The 24049-nt window shown below is 35.7% G+C and carries 25 protein-coding genes and 1 riboswitch; of the genes, 5 read left to right on the top strand and 20 right to left on the bottom strand.

What is annotated here, in order from left to right; translation table 11 throughout:
• Window positions 1-458: 458 nt before the first annotated feature.
• A complete protein-coding gene (locus J2Z40_RS11835) occupies window positions 459-2384 on the top strand; it encodes a heavy metal translocating P-type ATPase (RefSeq protein ID WP_066391695.1) in 1926 nt (641 codons plus the stop codon).
• A gap of 264 nt (window positions 2385-2648) precedes the next feature.
• Here the strand turns inward: J2Z40_RS11835 and J2Z40_RS11840 are convergent, their stop codons facing one another.
• Genes J2Z40_RS11840 through J2Z40_RS11850 form a run of 3 tightly spaced genes read right to left on the bottom strand, consistent with a single transcriptional unit; the run spans window position 2649 to window position 4359 of the window.
• Window positions 2649-3473, bottom strand: a complete 825-nt coding sequence (locus tag J2Z40_RS11840; protein ID WP_066391693.1) for a YihY/virulence factor BrkB family protein — start codon at window positions 3471-3473, stop codon at window positions 2649-2651.
• Between the two features lie 24 nt (window positions 3474-3497).
• Window positions 3498-3866 (bottom strand): YtxH domain-containing protein, encoded by a 369-nt coding sequence (locus J2Z40_RS11845; RefSeq protein WP_066391692.1) that lies wholly within the window; start codon window positions 3864-3866, stop codon window positions 3498-3500.
• 13 nt (window positions 3867-3879) lie between these two features.
• Window positions 3880-4359, bottom strand: a complete 480-nt coding sequence (locus tag J2Z40_RS11850; protein ID WP_066391690.1) for a low molecular weight protein-tyrosine-phosphatase — start codon at window positions 4357-4359, stop codon at window positions 3880-3882.
• Between the two features lie 264 nt (window positions 4360-4623).
• Here J2Z40_RS11850 and J2Z40_RS11855 point away from each other — a divergent pair, with 264 nt between their 5' ends.
• The 3 genes from J2Z40_RS11855 to J2Z40_RS11865 all read left to right on the top strand — a co-directional run bounded on the left by J2Z40_RS11855 (window position 4624) and on the right by J2Z40_RS11865 (window position 6478).
• The gene (locus tag J2Z40_RS11855; RefSeq protein ID WP_066391689.1) at window positions 4624-4851 is read left to right on the top strand and encodes a DUF1128 domain-containing protein; all 228 of its coding nucleotides are present in this window, start codon (window positions 4624-4626) and stop codon (window positions 4849-4851) included.
• A 126-nt stretch (window positions 4852-4977) separates the two neighbouring features.
• Complete coding sequence (gene mnmH / locus J2Z40_RS11860; RefSeq protein ID WP_066391688.1) at window positions 4978-6042, top strand: tRNA 2-selenouridine(34) synthase MnmH; 1065 nt, start codon at window positions 4978-4980, stop codon at window positions 6040-6042.
• A gap of 112 nt (window positions 6043-6154) precedes the next feature.
• Window positions 6155-6478 carry a helix-turn-helix domain-containing protein gene (locus J2Z40_RS11865; RefSeq protein WP_066391686.1) on the top strand — a complete coding sequence of 108 codons (324 nt, stop codon included), beginning with the start codon at window positions 6155-6157 and terminating at the stop codon, window positions 6476-6478.
• Window positions 6479-6637: 159 nt separating this feature from the next.
• Here the strand turns inward: J2Z40_RS11865 and J2Z40_RS11870 are convergent, their stop codons facing one another.
• From J2Z40_RS11870 to sipW, 6 genes are all read right to left on the bottom strand, one after another.
• Window positions 6638-6763, bottom strand: coding sequence for an anti-repressor SinI family protein (locus J2Z40_RS11870; protein ID WP_083953991.1), 126 nt, complete (start codon window positions 6761-6763; stop codon window positions 6638-6640).
• A 38-nt stretch (window positions 6764-6801) separates the two neighbouring features.
• Window positions 6802-6892: riboswitch (cyclic di-GMP riboswitch) on the bottom strand.
• A 284-nt stretch (window positions 6893-7176) separates the two neighbouring features.
• Window positions 7177-7476 carry a DUF5658 family protein gene (locus tag J2Z40_RS11875; RefSeq protein WP_066391684.1) on the bottom strand — a complete coding sequence of 100 codons (300 nt, stop codon included), beginning with the start codon at window positions 7474-7476 and terminating at the stop codon, window positions 7177-7179.
• A 92-nt stretch (window positions 7477-7568) separates the two neighbouring features.
• Window positions 7569-7706: an anti-repressor SinI family protein gene (locus J2Z40_RS11880; RefSeq protein WP_245350079.1), complete on the bottom strand. Its 138-nt coding sequence runs from the start codon at window positions 7704-7706 to the stop codon at window positions 7569-7571.
• Window positions 7707-8080: 374 nt separating this feature from the next.
• Entirely contained in the window at window positions 8081-8941 is an 861-nt protein-coding gene (locus tag J2Z40_RS11885) for an LPXTG cell wall anchor domain-containing protein (protein WP_066391680.1), read from the bottom strand.
• Between the two features lie 68 nt (window positions 8942-9009).
• Complete coding sequence (locus tag J2Z40_RS11890; protein WP_066391677.1) at window positions 9010-9642, bottom strand: CalY family protein; 633 nt, start codon at window positions 9640-9642, stop codon at window positions 9010-9012.
• 88 nt (window positions 9643-9730) lie between these two features.
• Window positions 9731-10309 (bottom strand): signal peptidase I SipW, encoded by a 579-nt coding sequence (sipW, locus tag J2Z40_RS11895; RefSeq protein ID WP_066399088.1) that lies wholly within the window; start codon window positions 10307-10309, stop codon window positions 9731-9733.
• Window positions 10310-10596: 287 nt separating this feature from the next.
• Here sipW and J2Z40_RS11900 point away from each other — a divergent pair, with 287 nt between their 5' ends.
• Window positions 10597-11217, top strand: coding sequence for a class D sortase (locus J2Z40_RS11900; RefSeq protein ID WP_066391676.1), 621 nt, complete (start codon window positions 10597-10599; stop codon window positions 11215-11217).
• A gap of 111 nt (window positions 11218-11328) precedes the next feature.
• Here J2Z40_RS11900 and J2Z40_RS11905 read toward each other — a convergent pair whose 3' ends face one another.
• The 11 genes from J2Z40_RS11905 to J2Z40_RS11955 all read right to left on the bottom strand — a co-directional run bounded on the left by J2Z40_RS11905 (window position 11329) and on the right by J2Z40_RS11955 (window position 23986).
• Window positions 11329-12285: an ATP-grasp domain-containing protein gene (locus J2Z40_RS11905; protein WP_066391675.1), complete on the bottom strand. Its 957-nt coding sequence runs from the start codon at window positions 12283-12285 to the stop codon at window positions 11329-11331.
• A 21-nt stretch (window positions 12286-12306) separates the two neighbouring features.
• Complete coding sequence (locus tag J2Z40_RS11910) at window positions 12307-13614, bottom strand: type III PLP-dependent enzyme domain-containing protein (protein WP_245350080.1); 1308 nt, start codon at window positions 13612-13614, stop codon at window positions 12307-12309.
• A 6-nt stretch (window positions 13615-13620) separates the two neighbouring features.
• A complete protein-coding gene (locus tag J2Z40_RS11915) occupies window positions 13621-14538 on the bottom strand; it encodes a beta-1,6-N-acetylglucosaminyltransferase (RefSeq protein ID WP_066391674.1) in 918 nt (305 codons plus the stop codon).
• Between the two features lie 199 nt (window positions 14539-14737).
• Window positions 14738-15769: a dTDP-glucose 4,6-dehydratase gene (gene rfbB, locus J2Z40_RS11920; RefSeq protein ID WP_066391672.1), complete on the bottom strand. Its 1032-nt coding sequence runs from the start codon at window positions 15767-15769 to the stop codon at window positions 14738-14740.
• Window positions 15770-15798: 29 nt separating this feature from the next.
• The gene (locus J2Z40_RS11925) at window positions 15799-16887 is read right to left on the bottom strand and encodes a DegT/DnrJ/EryC1/StrS family aminotransferase (RefSeq protein WP_066391670.1); all 1089 of its coding nucleotides are present in this window, start codon (window positions 16885-16887) and stop codon (window positions 15799-15801) included.
• Between the two features lie 75 nt (window positions 16888-16962).
• Window positions 16963-17988, bottom strand: coding sequence for an ATP-grasp domain-containing protein (locus tag J2Z40_RS11930; RefSeq protein WP_066391668.1), 1026 nt, complete (start codon window positions 17986-17988; stop codon window positions 16963-16965).
• A gap of 20 nt (window positions 17989-18008) precedes the next feature.
• Window positions 18009-18923 carry a glucose-1-phosphate thymidylyltransferase RfbA gene (gene rfbA, locus J2Z40_RS11935; protein WP_066391667.1) on the bottom strand — a complete coding sequence of 305 codons (915 nt, stop codon included), beginning with the start codon at window positions 18921-18923 and terminating at the stop codon, window positions 18009-18011.
• A 36-nt stretch (window positions 18924-18959) separates the two neighbouring features.
• A complete protein-coding gene (locus tag J2Z40_RS11940) occupies window positions 18960-20267 on the bottom strand; it encodes a phosphotransferase (protein ID WP_066391665.1) in 1308 nt (435 codons plus the stop codon).
• A gap of 54 nt (window positions 20268-20321) precedes the next feature.
• On the bottom strand, window positions 20322-21809 hold the full coding sequence (locus J2Z40_RS11945) for a lipopolysaccharide biosynthesis protein (RefSeq protein WP_066391663.1): 1488 nt from the start codon (window positions 21807-21809) through the stop codon (window positions 20322-20324).
• A 3-nt stretch (window positions 21810-21812) separates the two neighbouring features.
• Window positions 21813-22805: a glycosyltransferase gene (locus J2Z40_RS11950; RefSeq protein WP_083953828.1), complete on the bottom strand. Its 993-nt coding sequence runs from the start codon at window positions 22803-22805 to the stop codon at window positions 21813-21815.
• 56 nt (window positions 22806-22861) lie between these two features.
• Window positions 22862-23986 carry a glycosyltransferase family 4 protein gene (locus J2Z40_RS11955; RefSeq protein ID WP_066391659.1) on the bottom strand — a complete coding sequence of 375 codons (1125 nt, stop codon included), beginning with the start codon at window positions 23984-23986 and terminating at the stop codon, window positions 22862-22864.
• Between the last annotated feature and the right edge of the window lie 63 nt (window positions 23987-24049).

The following is a 24049-nucleotide window of genomic DNA, read 5'->3' on the forward strand; positions in this document are numbered from 1 at the left end:
TCAATTTCTCCTTTACAATTTTCGTCGCTGAAAACATTGTAACCAGAAATTGATATGGCTCATTCTCTTTTTACACAATTATATGGACTTAATCCAAAAATCATCGATTTGAACCAAATAAGCGGAAAAACCTCCCTTATTTTTAAGGAAATACAGGTATTTCCCAATTTAGCCGGAATTTCTCCGGTTATTTTTCAAACACAAGAAAATGACCATTCAGTACGACTAAGTCTTTAATTAAATTTTCATTTTAATAAAATAAATTTCTGTTCATTTCATCTGTTGTATAGTAAACTAATAATAATTAATCTAAATTAGTAATCCTTTTACTTTATATTTTTTGCTGTCACCCCCGGGTGGCAGCTTTCGTTGTTTTATAGGGCAATTGAAGCTGATTCTTCTTATCAATTAGAAGGCTCAGTGAATGATGATTAAAATTGTTTAAAGGAGGAAAAATGATGAGTTTAGAAGATAAAAACTTAGTAAAAGAGGAAACAGAAGCAACAACTACCAAATGGTTTGATCAGATAAAGCTACATGCCGAATTGATTGCTGCCTTATTTAGCGGTGTGCTCATTGCAGCAGGCTGGCTACTCGACAAAAATGAGCTCGCAACTGCTTCCGTGATCACCTATATCCTTGCTTTTATTATTGGGGGATTTGCTAAGGCAAAAGAAGGAATCGAAGAAACCATTGCCAATAAAGAGTTAAATGTAGAAATGCTGATGATCTTTGCTGCCATCGGATCTGGAATCATTGGCTACTGGACAGAGGGAGCGATTCTTATTTTCATCTTTGCTGTCAGCGGTGCACTCGAAACATACACGATGAACAAAAGCCATAAAGAAATTTCTGCCTTAATGGAGCTTCAGCCTGAGGAAGCTTTACGCGTCACTGATGGAAAAAAGGAAAAAGTACATGTATCACAATTAATTATCGGTGACCAAATCTTAGTGAAACCAGGGGAACGCATTCCTTCTGACGGTAAAATCATAGCAGGTCATACGACGATTGATGAAGCAGCGATTACAGGAGAGTCCCTCCCTGTTTCTAAAGATATCGAGGATGCTGTCTATGCTGGCACAGTCAATTTAAATGGTTCCATTACAGTTGAAATTACAAAATCGAATAGTGAAACCCTTTTTCAAAAAATCATTGAGCTTGTCCAATCTGCCCAAACAGAAAAATCTCCTTCCCAGCTTTTCATTGAGCGCTTTGAAGGGACATATGTGAAAGTTGTTTTGGCTGTTGTTGTCTTCATGATGTTTGCTCCCCATTTTCTTTTAGGATGGAGCTGGACTGAAACCTTTTACCGTGCAATGATCTTGCTTGTCGTCGCCTCTCCTTGTGCTCTAGTTGCATCGATTATGCCTGCAACTTTATCAGCGATCTCTAATGGGGCAAGACGCGGAATCCTTTTTAAAGGCGGGGTTCATTTAGAAAATTTAAGCCATTTACAAGCGATTGCTTTTGATAAAACAGGAACATTAACAAAAGGAAAGCCTGAAGTAACAGATATCATTGTAGCGGATGGCTATTCGGAAGAAGAAATTCTTCTAAAAACAGCATCCATTGAAAGTCACTCTACACATCCTTTAGCAAATGCGATTATTAAATATGCAAAGAACACATTAAAACAATCTTTCTTAAATCCTGAAAGCATGGAAGATGTCGCCGGCTGGGGCGTGAAAGCAACGATTGATCATGAAGAATGGAAAATTGGAAAGGCCAAATTCGTCGGTGCAAAAGCAGCAGAAAACTTCGCTAACGGTGCTGCAGCACAAATGGCTACGGAAGGAAAAACGACTGTGTTCGTTCAGAAAAACGGGGAAATTACTGCACTCATTGCATTGCAGGATGTCGTTCGTGAAGAAACAAAACGAGCAATTAGTGATTTAAGAAAACAAGGAATCTATACAATCATGTTGACTGGTGATAGTCAAAATACAGGAAAAGCCATTGCCGGCAAAGCTGAATTGGATGACTATATTGCTGAATGCCTGCCAGAAAATAAGGTTGAACATTTAAAGCATTTGAAGGAAAAATATACGAATGTGGCAATGGTTGGTGATGGCATTAATGATGCCCCTGCACTTGCGACAGCTAATGTTGGCATCGCCATGGGGGAAGGATCTGATGTTGCCCTCGAGACAGCTGATGTGGTGCTAATGAAAAATGATCTCCCTCGTATTTCAGAAGCAATTACACTTTCAAGAAGAATGAACAAAATTATTAAGCAAAATGTTGTCTTTTCAATTATTGTAATTACGTTCCTAATTACATCAAACTTTCTTCAATTTGTTGACCTTCCTTTTGGTGTCATTGCCCATGAAGGCAGCACAATTTTAGTGATCTTAAATAGCTTGAGACTTTTAAGATCGTAGGAAATTAACTAGTACTAATTCAAATCCTATGTACAGTATAAAGCCCGGGAGAATCCCGGGCTTTTATTTAATGATAGCCATTCTGTCCATTTGCTGAACCAGAGGTTTTTTGATTTGGCTTATTTTTGCCTTTTTGCTTTGTTCCACCATCTTTTTTTGTTTTCTTCGTCATATTATTTGCGCCTCCTTTTTTTGATCATTCATTTCCCCCTGTCTTATCTTTTAACAGAAGCGATGAATTATTTAAGGAAACTTATAGCATTTTCAACAATCATCCTTTTTGCTTTGGCTGAAAATCGCATTGATCTCCCCGCCAAGAATGATGATAATCCCTGTTAGGTAAAACCAAATCATTAGGACAATAATCGCACCGATGCTCCCATAGGTTGCAGAGAAATTCCCAAAATTCGTTACATAATAGGAAAAGGCGAGCGATGATAAAGCCCAACCAATCGTGGCAAAAACAGCACCAGGAATAACCGCTAAGCATTTCAATTTTTTATTAGGAGCAAGCCAATAAAGACCCGTAAAAATAATAAATAAGATAATTGAGCTAACTAGCCAACGAAGTGTATTCCATGTGGCAAGGAACTCATCAGAAAGACCAAATTTAGCAAATAAATATGTACCAATTAATTTCCCGAACACAGGGAGAAGCAAGGCAACAACAATAACAAATAGCATCGCAAAGGTGAATAAAATGGCCATTCCCCTAGCAATCAGAAATGGACGATTCTCCTTCACATCATATGCTTTATTTAACGCACGAATAATGGCATTGATTCCATTGGATGCAGACCAAATCGTCGCAATTATTCCAAACGACAAAAGCTTGCCATTTTTCGTTGAGAGCTCATTTAAGTTAGTCTCAATTAATGTCATACTATCTCCTGGTGCAAAATCACGAACAACTCCGAGAATATCCTCCTGTGTAATCGGTAAATAAGGCAAGAGTGTGACCAGAAATATTAGCAATGGAAATAACGAAAGCAAGAAGAAATAGGCCAATTGTGCAGCAAGACCAAATACATCATCCTCAAACACTCGTTTCCACAAACGTGGGAGCAAAGCAGTAAAGGCTCGTCCCATTCCAACACCTCTCTTCACATCATTCTACTTGTCTATCTCATCCTTTAATGGCCATTCCTTGTATGCCTCATCCATTTCCTCTCCTAGAAAGGCGTCCTTTGTTTTCTCAACAAGCCCGAAAACATCAGGCGTTCCGTCTTGTAATTCTTCTACTCGATCAGCAATAAATGCAACTTCAGAAGTGACCTGCTCCACTGTGTTTTTTATTTTACTTGAAACCTCTTTTATTTGATTGACGACTACATTAGGATGCTTCACATAATAAGAAATTTCACTTGTTGTTTTTTTACAATTGGATGCCACAGTTTGACGCGTGCTTTTGTCTAATAGACTTAAAGCCCCTCCAGCAACTGCACCAAGGATGACACCTTTCCAAAATAATGATTTCCCCATTTTCTTTCCACTCTCACTTTCCTAAGGTAGTATGGCTGCTGCGAATTTCTTTTAATAGATGAATACAGCCCTTTTTCACTAGCTCATATGTTTCTTCAAAATTGCCTGTATAATACGGATCAGGTATATCCTTATCCTGCTGGTCCTCTACATAGTCTAGTAATCGAACAATTCGTGATGTTTGGTTTCCCTTCCCGATTTTTTCAATGTTTTCGATATTGGATGCATCCATTGCTACGATGTAATGAAAATGGTCCAAATCACTATCTTTCATTTGTCTCGCAACAAGGCCATCAGCTATAACTTGATGCTTCTTGAGGATTTCTTTCGTTCCGTCATGTGGCGGATTTCCTATATGCCAATCACCAGTGCCTGCTGAATCAATTTCGATTGCATGCTCTAATCCTTCCCTTTTAACAAGATCACGAAACATCGCTTCAGCCATTGGTGATCGGCAAATGTTTCCGAGACAAACAAATAATACCTTAATCATATGTTTCATTCCTCCTTGTCATTATTTTCTTCCATCTTGCTATCTTCTGCAACCAATAATACGATTTTTAGTTGACATTTTATAATGAACATGGAAAGATGAGAATACGAAGGAAGAGGGAATTTTAGTTTAACCCAAGGCTAATAGTAGTAATATTACTTGGAAGGCTCCGTTAGCAGCTGGATTTTGGCGCTCATTTTTATAAAAAAACAGATATTATTTTAACACATATGGAATAAGATAAATTTGGGAGGGGATAACTGAATGAATTTAACGATGAAATCAACAGAAAATGTAGAGTACATGATTGAAGAAATTAAGAATAAGCTGAAGGTATTAAATTTAGGTGCTATTAAACCATCTCACTTTGATGAAGAGATGTACGAGGAATTAAAAGATATTTATGACCTAGTGATGAAAAAAAATTCATTTAGCCCAAATGAAATGCAAGCATTAGTGGAAGAGCTTGGAAATCTCAGAAAGAATAAATAACATGTGAAAGCAGCCTTTCGTGAGGGCTGTTTTTTTATACATAAATTTGGTGTTTACTTTCCATTTTCATCTCTAGCAAAAATCAGTTAAAATATACTTGTACATGAAAAAATCGGAGGAAGAGCCATGAAAGAAATAACTGTTGGTGAATTGCTCCAATTGAAAAATGCAATTCCAATTGACGTACGTTCCCCAGTGGAATTTAAAGAGTTTTGTATTCCTGGTGCGGTAAATATCCCGTTATTTACGGATGAAGAAAGAGCAGTCATCGGGACGATCTATAAACAAGAAGGTTCTGATGCCGCAAAGTGGAAAGCAATGGAGGTTGTTTCCCCAAAACTCCCTACTCTTTTAGGAGAAATTAAGGAGATATCAGCAAATGGCATGCAGCCAATCATCTATTGCTGGAGAGGCGGGATGCGTAGCAAAGCAGTTGCTACCTTTATCTCATTTTCTGGACTTTCTATTCCTAGATTAGTCGGGGGATACCGAGCATATCGCCAATATATCTTAGAACAAATTCCTGCGATGCTTCCAGAAAAAGCAATTACATTACATGGCATGACTGGTGTAGGAAAGACAGATATTTTAAAAGGATTAAGCGATAAAGGATTTCCTGTTATTGATTTAGAGGCTTTAGCAGGTCATCGCGGATCGATCTTTGGAACATATGGATTGTTTACCGGAAACAACCAAAAGACATTTGATGCCCTTCTTTTTCAATCATTAATGGGCATGCAAGAATCACCCTATTTTTTGATTGAAGCTGAAAGTAAGCGAATTGGGAAAGTTGTGATCCCTGAAGCCTTATTATTAAAGAAACAACAAGGAATGAATATACAGCTACAATCCTCTTTACAATCAAGGATTGAACGAATCTATTCTGATTATGTATTCCCTTACCTGCAGGAAGAATGGTTCCATAATAAAGTGATTGAACGATTAGTTTATATAAAAAAACGTTTAAAAGATTATGATCTCATTTTTCGTCTTGATGAAGCGGTTAATCAAGAAAATTATCATTTAGTCATTAAAATATTGCTTGAGGAATATTACGACCCTCGCTATGCACATAAAAAAATGGAGTACACGGAACCATTCCACTTCATTAATAATGCAGAACATATAGAATCTACAATGAATGAAATCATCCTATTAATTGAAAAAAATTTTCTCAACCGACAAATATAAGTGAAATTTTCCGAAGCTTTATGATAAGATAGAAATATGTTCTTAATATGGAACTGTATAAATCCTTTAAATACTTATTTATTTCTATAACTAGTAAGGTGTGTGAGATTGGATGATCGGTGAACGCGTAAAAATACTCCGCAAAGAAAAGAAAATGTCGTTATCCGAACTTGCCGAACAAGCTGGCGTGGCCAAGTCTTATTTAAGTTCGCTCGAAAGAAACTTACAAACAAACCCTTCTATACAATTTCTTGAAAAAATCGCTGCGGTACTACATGTACCTGTTGACCATTTAATACATGAACAGCCAAATAAAGAGGAATTAGATTCGGAATGGATGAATATTGTTCAAGAAGCAATGAAATCAGGGGTATCAAAAGAACAATTTCGTGAGTTTCTGGAATTCAATAAGTGGAGAATTGATCAGAGTAAATAAAGAAAAAAGTGCGAAAACCATCATTACGTGGAGTTCGTGCTTTTTTGTTTCATGCAAACATATAAATGTTTCAATAGTAATGAGAATGGGTACTAGTAAAACCGAGGTTGAAAATAAAAAGTACTAGAACCCATAATAGATGAGTTCTAGCCACTTTACTCAATCATTTCCCACCTTATTTTGGGTGAAAAATTCCTTAATTTCTTCTTTATTTATGCCCATATTTTTTGCTTCCAATATAAGCTGCAACCACTCAATGTCAATTCCTTCCATTCTAACTTTCATCTCAACCACATCGTTCCCCCCAAAATACTTTTCGTTTTGAAGGCAATCCGGCGATCCTAGTAATTCTACTAATACCTTAGACCCGTGACTTTGCGTCCCTATTTTTCAATAGGTTTGCCTTTTTCTATACTTTTTTAGATATGTAATCTATTCTATATTTTGTATTGTATATGATTTAATTCACTAAAGTTGTTACTTTTTGTCTTTTCTGAAAATTTTTAATCCATTTTTTTTAGTCCTTTTTCGACATTTTTCCTCAAGCACTTATCCAAGCAATCGATATAATCAAAGAAATCATTCTTTATATTAAGAAGTTTTTTACATAATAAGTCGAAAGTTTTATTTTGGAATCAGATATATTTCCCACAAATATCATTGATATTTAATCATTCTATTTTTTTATACTAGCTTCCCTACACAATGATCGGAATAATCCACATGGCATGAATGGCAATAACTACCGAATAAATGGCCGCTGCAGTTACTAGCATTGCTTTTACAAAACGATAGGTTGGAAATTTATTCGTAAGAACTAATAGACAAAGAACACCAGAAAGTAGAAATTTATAACCGAGAAAAAGCAGTGGGCTGAATGCATAAAGATGATTCATTAGCGGATTGCTTTCCTCCATTAAGGAATATTGAAGTCCAAAAAATGTAAGTGTACCATCCGCTACATTTAATAACGCTAAATAGGCTACTATTTTATTCAAAAAAATCACCCTTTTAGGATCACTGATACAAAATAAAAAGCATTTCTTATGATGATAATCATTCTAAGAAATACTTATTCTTGAAGTTCTTATTAATTTTCTATTGTCTGCATTCCATTATTTAAGTAGTCGATAATTTCCTTTTTCTCAATTCCTAATTCTCTTGCTTCTTTTATTAACTGCAGCCATTCTTGATCTATTTCTGCGAACTCTATTTTTGTATCGACCACAATACTCCCCCCAAGTAGGTTTCCTCTACTAGAATATATAGCTATATTTAATCTTTATTATTACTTATCTAGGACTATGCATTTTTTTATAAAAATTTTTTTATTCTACTATTCTCTTATGTAGGCATACCCTTTGCGATACTTATCCATTTTTTCATGAATAGGCGGGAGTTTCATATTTATCCTCTCCAACGTCATCGCATCAAAAAAAGGATATGCCGTTAGATCATGTCCACAAACTGGGCATAACCACTCACCCACTTCACAACTGCTATAAGAAGATCGACAACATCGGTCACAATTTTTTTGGTACATATGACACCACCATTCTTTCAATGATAAGGCCTAGAAATCATCTATTTCATCGGCCTCTCCTACTGATTACGACGCATCCTTTGGAAATAGAAAAATACAAGAAGGCCTCCAGCTCCTAGTAAAACAGCACCTATTAAAAGAAAGTTATACGTATTTGTAGCTGTTTTCGGCAATAGATGTTCTGTTATTTCAGGCGTAACAGCAATTACTTCTTTCGTATTTTCTGGGTCATTCACATCTCCATCTACCTCTATTGAATCCCCTGGAGATGAACCATCTTGATTGCCTGGATTATTATCCGAGTCGTCTGGAGTTCCTTCGTTATCTGGGTCACCTGAATCGCCTGAATCACTTGGGTCGCCTGAATCACCTGGATTACCTGAATCACCTGGGTCGCCTGAATCACCTGGGTCGCCTGAATCGCCTGGATTACCTGGATCTCCTAGTGCTTCTGCTTGAAAGATAATTTCAACTTCGGCACCGGCATTTTGGAATACGTTCCCTAGTCCAGAAGGCATCCTTACTTCTAAAAACAAAGTTTCGCTCTTCCCTTTTGCTAAATTTCTCGGCGTAAACCCTTGAAATTGATCGAGCTTCCCTTCATACAAGACAACATCCTCTTTTTTCACAAGAAACTCTAATTCTTCCAGCAATCCTTTAACCGACTTTTTCTCACCAATTACAGCTGTGTATTTAAAATCTTGCTTTCCGTCATTAAAAATTGTTATATCTCTCGGCATCCAATCTCCTGGTTTTAAATTGCCTACTTCAAAAATATAGCCATTTGGTTTTGTGCTTGTATTGATATCAAGCTCTTTTTCATTTGCACTCACATTTTTCTGTCCTAAAATTAAGAAGATTATTAGACTCGCAAGAAATATTACTTTCAACGGTTTTGCCAGTAGAGTTTGGCTATTCATGGCGTAACCTCACATGTTTGGATTTAACAAAAGGCGGGAATGAATTCCCGCCTTTTGTTAGTTGAATATTATCTTTCTTCACCTTCTGTTTGGTGAGCTGTGAATGTCCATTCAAGTTCTAATGCATCCCCTTGGAATTCGTTTTGGTCTTTTTCGTTATCGACGAATTCGAATGCTACGTACATTGAATCAGTAGCACCAGCTGCTAATCCGCTGTCTTCTCCACCTAAACCAAGAAGTTCAGTGATCCAGTGATTTAAATTTTCTACAGCATCTGGAGTCATATTTTGAAGGTCATATAGTGTTGTTTCAGAAATGATATCATTGTAATCCCCAATCACCCAGCCATCACCCGTTTTGTCTGCATTCTCAAGGAAAAGGACTTTAATGTGCTTACCAAAGTCATCAGTATTGTCTCCATTTGCATCTACTACATTATATGCAGTTGCTAGGTCAATTGTTGAAATGTCTAAAGACCCGTTGTTTTCTAATGCGAATTCTCTAACCATTACATCCCCAGGCTTAAGATTATCTACATCAATAACTACTGAAGGATTTACTGCCAAATCCAATGTACCGGCTGCAAATGTGTTGTTCGAAACTTCTGTGTCACTGAAGTATGCAAATGTTCCTCCACCAACTAATGAAATACCTAGTGCTGCTGCTGCGATTCCTAAACCTAATTTTTTCTTAACGCTCATTTTCCATTTCCTCCTCTTACCCTTTTTTTGGGGGTATGTATAATTTTTTATATTGACCCTTGTAGAAACTACAAGGAGTGCAACCATGTTAAGCTGTCTTTTCTTCGGTGTCTTTTTCATTCTTTTTTGGATCAAGCTCCCTTAAGCCCTGATAGATGCTAAATCCTGCATAGCCTAGTAATAATAGACCAGGTACAATGAGCAAAAGTGCGCTGCCTTCCTTCGATTGAGCAAAATTAATGAGATAACCTACATAAGGGATCGTAAATCCTGTGTATACTGCTTGGACATTATCTGAAAGGACTGGATCCATATCAGCTGCATTATTATTGTCTCCCTTTGTTTCGTACATAACATGCTCGCCACTTGTTTTAATTCCAATAATTCGGTGAGTGACTAATCTTTCTTCACTATCAACAAACGTTATGACGTCCCCATCCTTAAGGCCCTTCTTTGCTTCCCCTTCGACTTTCTCAACTGCTATAATAGACCCGGTTAAAAAGGTTGGTTCCATTGAGCCAGATAAAACGGATTTGAGCTGGTAGCCTAATACTTGTGGTTCTCCACCTGATGCTTTTGTTGAGATGACTAGAATAGCCATGAAAACTACGACCATAAATAGGAATGCTGTTATTAGATTGCTAATCACTTTTGTTACCTTTTTCAACTTCATGATTCCTCCACCATCCTTTTGCTGCCTTATTAAATCCGCTTTTGCCTTTACATCCACAAGTTCTTAATAACCACGTTTCCGTTCTCTTTAACGAACTCTATGAATTGAGTATAGTTCAAATGTATTATTTTGAAAAAGGCTAAATTCAGCCGTTTTTGCGTTATAAAGAACGTTTTCCTCTTATTTCCTCCCTTTCCCTCAAATTATCTTACTATTTTGTATTTTTTATTGAACGTTTTGTTCTTTATAATGAAATTATAAAAAGCATTGGAGGATAAATCATGAAGCAAATGAAGCATTTTAGCCTTCTTATAGCAGCTATTCTTATGATCATTGGTACATTCCTTATTTCCTACTCCTTATTTGACCTTTTTCAACAAAAAAAAGAACTGAACGCTGCCTTAATAGAAGGAAAGGAGAAGATTTCTTATTTCAATCATAAAGAACAAGAAAGCGTTCGAGAGAAAGAACACTTTTCTGACATTTCTTTCAAAAAAGGAGAAGTAATTGGCATATTGAAAATTCCAAGACTACAGGCAGAACTCCCTATAATAGAAGGAACCGATGAAGATGAACTTGAAATTGGGGTAGGACATTATTCCAGCACTGTTTTCCCAGGAGAGCCTGATCAAATTTTGCTCTCTGGGCATCGTGACACAGTCTTTCGCAAGCTAGGAGAATTAGAAATAGGAGACCTCTTCACAATTATGATGCCTTATGGACAATTCAGTTATGAAATTAGTGATTCACAGATTGTTGACGCCAATGATACAACAGTCATTCAATCGACGGCACCAATTGAAACACTGACCGTCTCTACCTGCTATCCATTCTCATTTATAGGGGATGCACCTTACCGATATGTGTTGACAGCCTATAGAATTGATGTAGAACGCGAATAAGGACCAGCCCCAAACATAGTTGGGACTGGTCCTTTTTTACTTACATCATAGAATACAAATTGATCCATAATAATTATGAACGGCTACATTCCGATTAGATAGCGTTCACAATTAAAATAGAATAAAATCATCAAATTTTAATAGGGTGCTCCCTTCTTTATACCCCTTCTCATCAAAGCTATTTGCCTTCTCAAATAAATTATTGATAATATTATGAACAAAATTTTGTCCTAATTCATGCGCATGTGGGTATCCACCGCCAAACCTTGGATTAATTTCTGATATGACATAGCCATTTTCTGTTTTAAAGCAATCAATATCAATCGGTCCGATTGGTTTAAGTACATTTATAAGCTTCTCAACCTCTTCATTTAAAATAGGGTCGATTATTGATATTGATTTATCTGTTTCTCCTGCCCTCATAGATATCTTTTTCTTCACAAAGATATTTGTTGTTTGCTGTGTAATTAGATCAATATAACAGTCTACCCCATACTCATCTCCATCAATAAAAGGCTGCAGAACAAAGTGAGAACGCTCCTTATAATCTTCAACCTCTTTCATTGTAGTTACTTTATGGATGCCAATACTTGCACTTCCATTTCTTGGCTTCACGATTAATGGAAAGCTTATTTTTCCTATATCTATATCCTTCATTGCTTTTTCAACATCTATATAAGTAGGGATACAAGGAATATTATTTTCTTGTAAAAATTGATAGGTATTATATTTATCAAAACAAATATCAATGATCCTTTCCTCAGATACGATTGCTTGAATGCCATGGTTTGCTAACTCTTTCTTATAAGAAGCTAGTAATGATAATTCAGGATCTATTAAAGTTAAAACCCCCTTTGCCTCGTATTTAACGCATAGGTCGATTATATGGGTAATATAATTCGGATGATCGATCCGAGGCACAACCTCAAACACATCAGCGCAATGCAAGGCTGGTGCATTTATATCACAATCTACAGCAATCACTCTTCCATTTACTTTATGAAGTGCTTCTTTAAAATAGTGAACTAGTTTCACACGTCTCCCGACACTGCAAATTAAGATATTCATTCGCTTCTCACCTTTAGCCTATTAAAAAATATATAGTTCTTCATTAAAAAATTGCTTAAATTCTTCTTTCCTTCGAACAACAAAAATGTCATTATTTTCTGCTGCTAAAATAGGAGGGCGCACTTTTATAAAAGGAGGATTGAACACAATTGTATATGCCCCGACATTTTCAAATATAATATAGTCCCCTTTATTTGGTAGAGCATCATTGATTCCATGTGCTAAATAATCCTTTTCCATACACGTATATCCTACAATATTAAACATTTTTTTTGCCTTCAGATCATTGTTCCTTCTGATGATTTGCATAGGCAGATTATTTTTATGCATCGTTGGTTTTATATTGTGTACACTACCATCAACTAAAATAAAAGATTGATCTGCTACACTTTTCGTTTCAATTACTTTTGCAATAAATATAATCGCATTAGCAACCATTGCCACTCCTGGCTCTAATATCAAGGCTGGCTTTCTTTCAAAATCCATAAATTCCCGATTCATTACTTCACATACCGCTTCTGCATAATCATCGAAAGTAGGGGCATTTATTTGAAATGACGCTGGCAATTCACCATAAATGCCCCCGCCAATATCAATAAATTCTAAGCTATCTGCTAGACTTTGCTTAGCAATCATACAAAGCTTCTTCGTCTTTATTCGGTAAGATTCAACACTTCTCTTCGTTGTAGAAAAATGTCCATGTAGCCCGATTATTTTTATATTTGCTATCTTTTTCAATTCAATAATTGCTGATTGTAGATTGCCATTTTCGATACAAATACCAAACCTACTTATTTCGTATCCATCTTGTAAAATTGGCTCGCCATTTTCAGTAAGATCGAAGTTTACTCTTAAACCAATTTTTACCACACTATTTTGATTTTTCAGCGCATAATCCTTAATCATCTCGACCTCATACAGTGAGTCAACATTAAGGATGCTTTCATTTTTTAAGGCTAAATGGATATCCTCTCTGCTTTTTAATGGTCCATTAAATATGATCCTTTTCGGGTCTTCACCTAATTTAATTGCTAAATCATACTCTAGCCGAGATACTACTTCTGCATAGGCCCCTAACCTTGACAATTCCTTGCATAAATAAGGGAGATAATTTGTTTTATAAGAATAGCCAATAATAAAATTATCGTATCTGCTCTTAAATGCCTGTTTTATTTTTAGATAATTTTCTCTTAGTTTATGAACATTTACGATATAAAATGAGGAACCATAGCTGTTTTCCAGTTCATTAAGCTTCCGATAATCAAATTTCATCCCATCTTGTGAATAGTAGCCTTGTATTGCATTTTCTTCTTCTACTAATTTATTCAATCCCTATCACCCTGTATTCGTTATTTTCTGACCAAATCCGATTCTCTCGTAAAAGTAATGCACTACAGACTGATCAATCGTTTCATCAAATTTTCTAGCAAAGTATTGGTTTGAACCAACTATTTGTTCGATATCCCCACTACTTAAATATTGAGGGGAATTTTTATCACTTAGTGTTTCTCCCCATTTCCAGAAATATAGATTATTATTCACAACTGCTTCCCGATAGGATGAATTTAGAATTAATGTATGAAAAAAGCTTTCGTCAGGGACGAGTGTATGTTCAAAAAACTTGTAGTACCATTCATTTTCTTCTACGAATTCAATGACATATTTCGCTAGATCAAATGGAATGGAAAACCATTGCGACCCTTTATAAAATTGGTAATCTTTTGGCCAATCATTTAAATTGGGAGACAGATTGATTCCCTTTCGATAAAGACTTTGCAAAATTCTCCTGAAAATTCTTATTGGGTGAGCAGTCGTATAACGTCTACGGGTTATTTTTGGCCATTTAAGTTTGACATGTCCTAAGTTACTCCGATTCATTCTCTTATATGTCATAAATGCTTTCCCGCTGTTTGTTATTAAAAAGTCTTTAAAGCCATCCTTTACTAATAAATCTTGCCCACTTCTTAAACAGACATAATCATACATTTTCTTTGAGGCAACTACTTCATTTAAGAGCAAAAGTGTTGTATCTACTTGACTGATATCTCCCCATTCACAATTAATACTTGTTGATAAAACAGTTACATTTGGATGAATGATTATTTTGCCTTTTAACTTGTCATAGCTTTTTCTATCAATATGAACATATATATCCGCCTGGTTTCCTGTAAGAAGCTGAGTAATAAATTTATTGACTTGATCTGGATTATTGTGAATCTGCAGTATATAGGCAGTTGCTAATGTTGTAGTCATTATTCTTCCCTCTCTTAATCTTTCATAGATTAAAAATCCAACATTTATTTCACACCGCAAGCCAGCATTCCAATTAACAATTGGTTACCAAGGGAAAAGCCTTAATCAAAAATATTCAAGAAAAAAATCAATTAATTTAATGGATAATCATAAAATAAAACTGAATCATCTTTCTTTATAAAAATCCCACATCTGATTTCTAAATTGAATAAACATCATAAGCATTCTCCTTTAATAGGAAATAGGCGATTGTTTCCTCCATCCCTTTCTTAAAATCATAGGTTGGCCGAAACCCTAATTGTTTTCTTATTTTCGCATCATCAATTGCATATCTATAATCATGGCCAGGTCGATCTTCTACAAATTCAATTAATTGTTGATAACTGATGATTCCCTGTTCATTTCTTGTAATCGGGATTCGGTCATCAAGAATCCCACAAATTTCTAGTGCAATTTCAATATTCGACTTTTCGTTATGACCTCCGATTACATATGAATCTCCTATCTTTCCATCAAAAAAAACTTTTTCAAGTGCTCTGCAATGATCATGGATATAAATCCAATCACGAATATTTTTCCCACTCCCATAAATAGGGATTTTCTCTAATGCTAATGCTTTTCGAATAATTGTTGGGATTAGCTTTTCCTCATGCTGCCTCGGCCCAAAATTGTTCGAGCAGTTTGTTGTAACAACATTCATATTGAATGTATGAAAATAACTCCTTACTAGCAGATCTGAAGCAGCCTTACTTGCTGAATAGGGGCTATTTGGAGCATATGGAGTATCTTCAGTAAAAAAACCCTCTTCTCCAAGCGTACCAAACACTTCATCAGTAGAAATATGAAGAAAACGTGCCGATTGATAGGCATTCGCATCATTCATCCAAAATTGTCTTGCAGCTTCAAGTAAAGTAGCAGTCCCACCTACATTTGTTTCAATAAATGCTTGAGGGTTTTTGATTGAATTATCAACATGTGATTCTGCTGCAAAGTGGATAACTCCGTCAATGCAATATTTCGTAAATAGATTTTTTACGAGACTCTGATCACAAATATCTCCTTTTACAAAAAAATACCGGGGGTCCTTTTCAGCTGCTTTAAGATGATCAAGATTACCAGCATAGGTTAACTTATCAAGATTAATAATTCGGATGTCCTCGTGCTTTTCTAGCATATATAAAATAAAATTAGAGCCGATAAACCCGGCTCCTCCTGTAATAAGTAAATTCATTGAACTCTCCCCATTTTTCCGTCCTAAATCTATATCGTGCTTACTGCTTCTTTTTTCATCATTATATCTGTAATTTTTTTTACATCCTCCATTTCTAATTGGCTATAGAGTGGCAGACAAAGAATTTTTTGTGAAATATCCTCAGAAATTGGACAAGTAGCATTCCTTATTACGTACGGCAGCCTATTCAATGACGGATAGAAATATCTTCTAGTTTCAATCTTCTGTTTTTTTAGTCTGTATTGTATTTTCAATAGTTCGTCTTCATTTTTCAAGATAATTGGATAATAGGAATAATTATATATCGTGTCCATAGGTATACTCGGTCTTTTGAAGTGTTCACCAAGCAACTCATGATACAATTCCGTTAGATCTTTTCTGCGCTTAATTTGTTCATCTACATATCTTAAATTGCATAAACCCATCGCTGCATGGAATTCTGAATTTTTCCCATTGATTCCAGCCATGATATATTCTTCGTTTTCAAATCCAAAGCTCCTTAATAACTTAATGCTCTGATCCCAATTGCAATTTCCGTTATTAATCACGGCTCCGCCTTCAACCGTATGAAATAATTTTGTTGCATGAAAGCTTAATGTAGAAAGATCCCCATACGACAATAATGAGCGTCCTTTATATTGAACGCCAAAAGCATGAGCAGCATCATAAATAACTTTGAGATTGTATTTCTTTGCTATTTTTTCTATCTTTTCTACATCACAAGGAATTCCGTATACATGTGTCGCTAAAATAGCCGTTGTATTACTCGTTATCGCATCCTCTATTCGATTAGGATCCATACATAGCGTATGCGGATCAATATCAACAAATACAGGCTGACAATTCTCCCATAGGATCGAGGTCGTCGTCGCGACAAAGGAAAATGGAGTCGTAATGATTTCATTTTTGATTTCTAATGCTTTTATCGCTAATTGCAATGCGATTGTGCCATTACTTACAAAATGCAGGGAAGACAAGCCTAAATATCTTTTTAACTCCTTTTCTAACTCTTTCACGAACTCTCCATTATTTGTTAGCCATTTTGAATCCCACAACTTTGCAATCATATGGTCATATTCATCTTTTGGTGGAAGAAAAGGCTGTGACACGGGTATCATTTATAGTCCCTCCCCTATACAAAAAATCCATTTCTATTTGCCCTCTCCTATTTTGAAAGGAGACAAATCTGGCATTTATGTCATCAGCACTTTTGTACGAGCAATAATATTTATATCTTTATAGCCAACAACCCCTGGAGTGACCAGCAATTCATTCTTACTCACACGATCCCCTTGTAGCCAAGCAACCATCGCTTTAGGTAAATTGGCACCAGCTAAATGACTAAAAGGATAACCGCCACCGAACCGTGCATTCATTTCTAAAATATAGGCATCCCCATTCTTACAATGAAAAATATCCACATCAAGGTTGCCGATATGTCCAAGCTTACGACTTAAGTGTTCACCCATTTGAACCAATTCTTCATCCATAACCGTTACAGCATAATCTGTTTCTCCCGCTCGCATGGCTATCTTCTTTTTCACAATTGTCGTTTCATAGTTTCCATCCAAATTATTGATAATGTCCAAGCCGTATTCCTGCCCATATACTTTTTCTTGAATGATTACACTTTCATTCCTATTTTTCATTGAGTCATAGATTAAATATGTTTTCATTATTTCCCGTTTGATTTTATTGTAGAAAATTTCAAGTTCCATACGATCTTCTGCCTCAAAAATTAAGATAGACCCCATTCCCCATCTTGGTTTAACAACTAATGGGAAGGAAATTTTGCCTGCATCAATTGCATTCAATGCACTAGATACAGATAAAAAGGTATGTGGATGCTTAAATCCATTTCTTTGCAAAAAATGATATGTTTCCCATTTATCATTGCAAACATCAATCACCTTCTCATCGGAAACGATCACAGTCACTCCAATTTGTTCAAATTGCTTTTTATTACTAGAAAGTATGGGCAGATCAATATCAAATAAAGGTATAATGGCTGTAATTTCCTGTTCCAAACAATAACTCAGTAAAAAAGGGATATATGACTCATCATGAATAAGAGGGGCAACAACAAATCGATCAGCAAATTGGATAGCCGCAGAATACTCGGAACTATTTGCTACATGTATTTCTCCATTAGGAATGGCTTCTTTAAAGTACCTAACTAAGTATCCCCTACGTCCAGCTGAAGTTAACAAGATTTTCATTGGTACCTCCATTTTTTTCTTTAATAGATCGTTTCTGGCGCTTTAACAGCTGCCAAATGGGCGTGAATAAATTCGCTGCTTACTAATTCATTCAAATAAGCACCATAATCATTTTTATATTGAATAGCCTTTTCCAACACATCTTCGGTAGAAATCCATTGATTTCGATAACTAATTTCTTCTAAACAAGCAATCTTATAGCCCTGGCGCTTTTCTATCGTTTCAATAAATTGACTAGCTGCTAAGAAACTCTCAAATGTACCCGTATCAAGCCAGGCAAATCCGCGTCCTAGAAGCTCAACCTTTAACAGCTTATTCCTTAAATATTCTTTATTAATATCTGTAATTTCAAGTTCACCTCTAGCAGATGGAGATACACGCTTCGCAATCTCTATCACCTGATTGTCATAAAAGTATAATCCTGTTACCGCGAAATTTGACTTTGGCTCTGCTGGCTTTTCCTCAATCGATAAGGCATTATATTCCTCATCAAACTCGACTACACCAAATCTTTGTGGGTCCATTACTTGATACCCGAATAAAAGGGCTCCTTCCTTTAAGTTAGCCGCATTTTTCAATAAAGGGGTAAAGCCTGGACCATAGAAAATATTATCACCTAATACAAGACAAACAGAATCATCTCCAATAAAATCCTCACCAATAATAAAAGCATCCGCTAGGCCACGTGGATGCTTTTGCACTTTATATTCAAGTTTTATCCCCCAACTGGAACCATCCCCAAGTAATTCTTCGAAAAGTGGCAAATCCTTTGGCGTAGAAATAATTAAGATATCCCGAATGCCAGCAAGCATGAGCACAGATAATGGATAATAGATCATTGGCTTATCATAAATCGGTAATAATTGCTTAGAGATGGCTTGAGTAATTGGATAAAGTCTTGTTCCCGAGCCTCCAGCTAAAACAATCCCCTTCATAAAATCGCTCCTTCCATTACGAGTGTTAATCCCCTATTAGACTTTCTGCTTAATCATAGACCTATCATTTCCCTCATTTTTCTCCACCTCTAACGCTAAAGCTTCAACCATCTCTAAAGCTGGTCGAATATATAAATCATGAAGCTGGTCAAATTCATTTTTCTCAAAAACAATGAACCAAGTAATAATAAGTGTATAAATAAAAAATAACTTTTCAATTGATTCGAAATCTCCGGTTGCTGCTGGGTTTAATAAATAATCATTTTTAATTCGATGGAAAGGATGCTTTAACTGACCTAGAAACCCTGCCATATCGATCCATCTTGGTCCGATTGCTAAATTCCCCCAATCAATTAGATAGAGCTTTTCGCTTTTTTCTTCCAACAACATATTATGATCATTAAAATCACCATGCTGTAGTGAATAATGAGTAGCTGGATTGATTTTATTGAATAATTCTTTCCCTACAATAACTTTCTCTAGCCTTGTCAGCAATTGAGTCGATTCCAAGGAATAATTCAATTCCTTCATTCGTTTGTCAACATATTGAAAAATCTGTTGATTTGTCAATTTTGTATGAATAGAGGCAAATGAATGCAAAGCACGAATTGGATTTGTCGGATCGCCATCCGTTAGTAATTTCACTTGCCTATTCAAATTTTGTTTTGGGAGGCAATGAATAAGCTCCTTATATCTGACTGAAGTCATGAGATTATGTGCTTGAATCATTTTTTCTATATTATTTTGATTGAATGCAGGCGGCAACCCATCCATTTTTTCCATTGTAATGAAGAGGAGATTTTCCTCGATGAACTCTGTAAAGTTAATCAATTGAGGAGTGATTTCCCGATAGGCTCGAAATGAATGATAGAGTTTATTGTAAAACAGCTTTTCATTTTCAAAACCAACTCTTGGAGAAATTTTTGTGAGATATACTTTTTGCCTCCCATTGATAACCACTCTATGTTCAATACAGCCTAAATTTTGTTCTCCACCTAAATAAAGATATTTCGATTCTAGGAAAATAGCTGGATTCATTTTTTCTCCTAAGACTTCGATGATTTCAGCTATGGATACTCTCTTCTCTAATCCTTTTAGTAATGTGCTTTTTGCTAAGTCCTCTTTTCCAAGTTCTTTATAGCATTTGGCTAGCCATTGATAGAATAATTGTTTATTCGGAAATAGCCGAATCAATCGTTCTCCGTATCTTGCTGCTTTTTCCATTTCCTTTTTCGTACGTAAGTGCAGAAAATATCTGCCGAAAATCCATGAAGGCATTTCTACTAGTACTGCTGCAAATCCCTCATGAATGAATATATGATACACCTTTTTAAGTATCCACATGGTAGGCTCGACTCCTGATATAATGAATGAATTCAATCATTACGATCGTTTCCTTCATTTGCTGATTACCTTCATTTTTTTATCTCCTCTTTTTACAAAAGATAATACAATTGTCCAAACTTCCATTAATTCTCTGCTCTTTGTAACTTTGCTCAAAGCGATATAAACAAAACAGCCTAGACATATTTGCATGATTAATTTAATTAGATGGTTATCTGGGAAAATATCGCCACTTGCATAGACGACTACTGCCATAATGAATGTATTTAATGAAATGAGCAGCAAATCTTTTATCTGTTCAAAGGTAGAATAGGAAATTTCTCTACCAGAGTAATAACTGTTAATTAAGAAAGCTAGATAGGAATCCAAAACCGCAGCACCTACTAACCCAATCATTCCTAAGTTTGCCCACACAGCTGCAATAATGATGAAAGTAAAAATCACCTTTTTTACAATACTTAATTGAAGAAACAAGTCGGATCTTCCTTTTACTTGGAGGATATTTAGATTTATTGCATGTAAATGGTATAACATTCCTGATAAGCATAATAGTTGAAAGTAAATTACCATTGCCATCCATTTCTCCCCAAATAACAAATGAATCAGTGAAGGTGCAATGGCAGCAAGACCCGCCATTATCGGAAAATTAACAAAGGTTGTGATTTTAATGATTCGCTTAAAGCTGGATCTAAGTACTGCTTGATTATCCTGCATACGACTAAATACAGGATATGTTACGCGCTGAAGTGCAACCGTTAATGAAAAGGATGCCATTTCACTTAGCCTAACAGCATTTGTATAATATCCTAGTTGGCTAGATGAATACATTCTGCCTATCAATAGATAGAAGATATTTGAATAGACTGTTGAAATCATATTTGCAGCCAGTAGCCTTGACCCAAATTTAAAGAATCTCTTAAACGAAGAATAGCTAAATACAAATGATGGTCTCCACCCATTTAGTAACCATAAAAGGATGGACTGAATCCCCTGCATGGAAAGAGTTTGAATGACAATTGCCCAGACACCGAAACCATTAAAGGCACAAATAACAGCGATAATTCCCGATGCAACACTTGAGATGATACTTACTTTTGTTTGCCGTTTAAAATCAACATTCTTTGTTAATTGAACCTTTTGAATAATACTGAATGAATGAATAATTGATCCTAAAGATAATAGTCTCAATATCAAAATGAGTTGAGGCTCTTTAAAGAAAGTACTGATCATCGGGGCAAAAGTAAAAAGTGCAGCATATACTGCACAGGACATGAGTAAATTAAAGTAAAAGATTGTCGAGTAGTCTGTCTGCGTCACTTTTTGTTCTCGTATTAAAGCTTGTGATATTCCCCCATCAATGATGGCATTTGAGATAGCAATAAAAACAATCGTTAGACCGATTAATCCAAAATGTTCTGGCAGCAATAAGCGTGCCAAAATAATTTGAATTAGGAATTGAATCCCTTGATTTGATAGTAAGTCGAGAATGCTCCAAAACAATCCTCTTACCGTTTTTTCTTTGAGATTATGATTACCCTTCATTGGTCATCTGCTACTTCTTAATCTATAGTAGAGTTTAGCTATTCTTTGGTATTTTCTAATGAACATGAAAACTTTAGGATAAAATGCAGGGAAATATAGTTGAATATAGACCTTAGCTTTTTCTACCATACTTAATTCCTCAGAAAAAACTTCATTGTCCAATGCTTGCTTTCTTTTATTTTGCAAGACTAGGCGTTCAAATTCTCTCATTCTTATTGTTCTTTTTATTTCAAACGTATATTTCTTATTTGTGTATTGATCAAATTGTTCTAAGAGAAGGATCTCTCCTTTTTTTACATTTGCGATCTTTTCTGCCGCATTCTCCCCCGAGAATAATTGATTTGTCCATGATCCAGAGACACCAACCCTATATGCAGACATTTCTTCATCCATATAATAGGCATAGCCTTGACTAGCTAGGATCATTTGAAGTGGATAATCACCTACTGGGGCATCCTGATAAAACCCGGGGAGATTTTCCATTGATTCTTTTTTAAATAAGAGGGACGCCGTCGGGCAAAACCCTCCACCTCCTGTAATCATATCCACGGTTGGTGATATTTTCGAATGAGTATATGGCCGTGATACCTCGCCACTTCGTTTTCCATTTTCATTTACAATGATGGCTGCATGAAAACAAAGGCTACATTCAGGATGACTCTCCATATAGTCGACTTGCTTCTGTAATTTATATGGATCAGTCCAATAATCATCGCCTTCACAAATAGCAATGTATTTACCTTTTGAAGCATGAAATACCCTTTTTTCATTTTCTCTCCATCCAACATTAGAGTCAGACGTAATTAACTTGATCTTCCCAGGGAATTGCTTCATATATTCTTCAATCATTTTTCTTGTCTGATCCGTGCTACAGTCTTCCCCAATAATAATTTCAAAATCAAAACTCGTCTTTTGCTTTAAAAAACCATCCATGCATGCTGCAATATATTTTTCATGGTTATACGTTATACAATTTATACTTACTAATAAACTCATATCTATTACTCCTTCTGCATTTGAAATTTTAATTGATTTAGAAGTAACCGTTTCGTTTATCGTAAATAGGAAGCATATATTTCTCTCATTTCTTTTAAAACGGCCTCCTCTGAGAATAGATGAATCCTTTCTTTGCTTTTCTTTGCGAACCTTGTTCTCAACTCATCGGATTGATATAGTGTTTCTATTGCATTGGCACACGCCTCAATATCATCTATTCCTACAATAAAGCCATTTTCTTCATCTACAATTAAATCCCGATTGCCCCTACAATTAGTTACAATGATCGGCAGCCCTGTTGCCATCGCTTCCATAATATTTACTGGTAACCCTTCCTGCCTGGAAGTTGAAACAGCCAAATCTGCAAGAGCGAGCAAATGATGAATATCCTTTCGATAACCTAGAAAATCAACATAACCCTCTATATTCAATGTTTGAACTAATCTTTTATATTGTTCCTCGAATCCGCCATCTCCAACTAGTAAAAGCCGGACATTCTCTATCTTTCCTTTCACTAAACTGATTGCCTTGATAAGATGGTCCTGGTGCTTTCGATAGCTTAATTCACCAATGTAAATAATAATAAAGTCATCCTTTTTATACTGATACTCCTCACGTAATGCCTGTTTTCTTTCAGTAGTTTGTGGGATAAATTTTTCTAGATCAATTCCTACGCCACTTACTTTAAATATTGATTCTTCTTTTCTTAGTTTCAAATTTCTTGCTGAAAGATAATCCTCATCATTCATTGTTATTAAACTATCAGTCCATTTTGCTGCAATTTTTTCAATCGGATAATAGATGAACCAGTTTTTTCTTGGTGCCCCTTGAAAAAAGTGAAATCCATGCGCAGTATATAAAACTTTCACATTTAACCTTCTACACGCTAATCTTGTTAGAAAGGAAGCGACAGGTGTATGGACATGTATTATTTCATACCCTTCTTCCAACACAATCTTCTTAATCCTTTTGTAGGCACGTATATTTTCCATTTTGATTGGGCTTCTTTGGAATTCAATTTCATGTACACTGCAGCCAAGTCTTCTGATTTCTGGGTCCACATCCTTTATTAAATTACAGGCCACCCCAACTTCATTTCCACTTGCTAGCAAAGATCTTATATGTGGAATCAGAAAGGCATTTACTGTACTGGAAATAGTCGTTACACATAAAATTTTCATTCATTATTCCCCTTTATCCCGCATTAACTGGCCGTCCACCCAATTCGAGACTTATAGAAACGA

This window comes from Cytobacillus eiseniae (assembly GCF_017874625.1).
GTDB lineage: Bacteria > Bacillota > Bacilli > Bacillales > Cytobacillaceae > Cytobacillus > Cytobacillus eiseniae.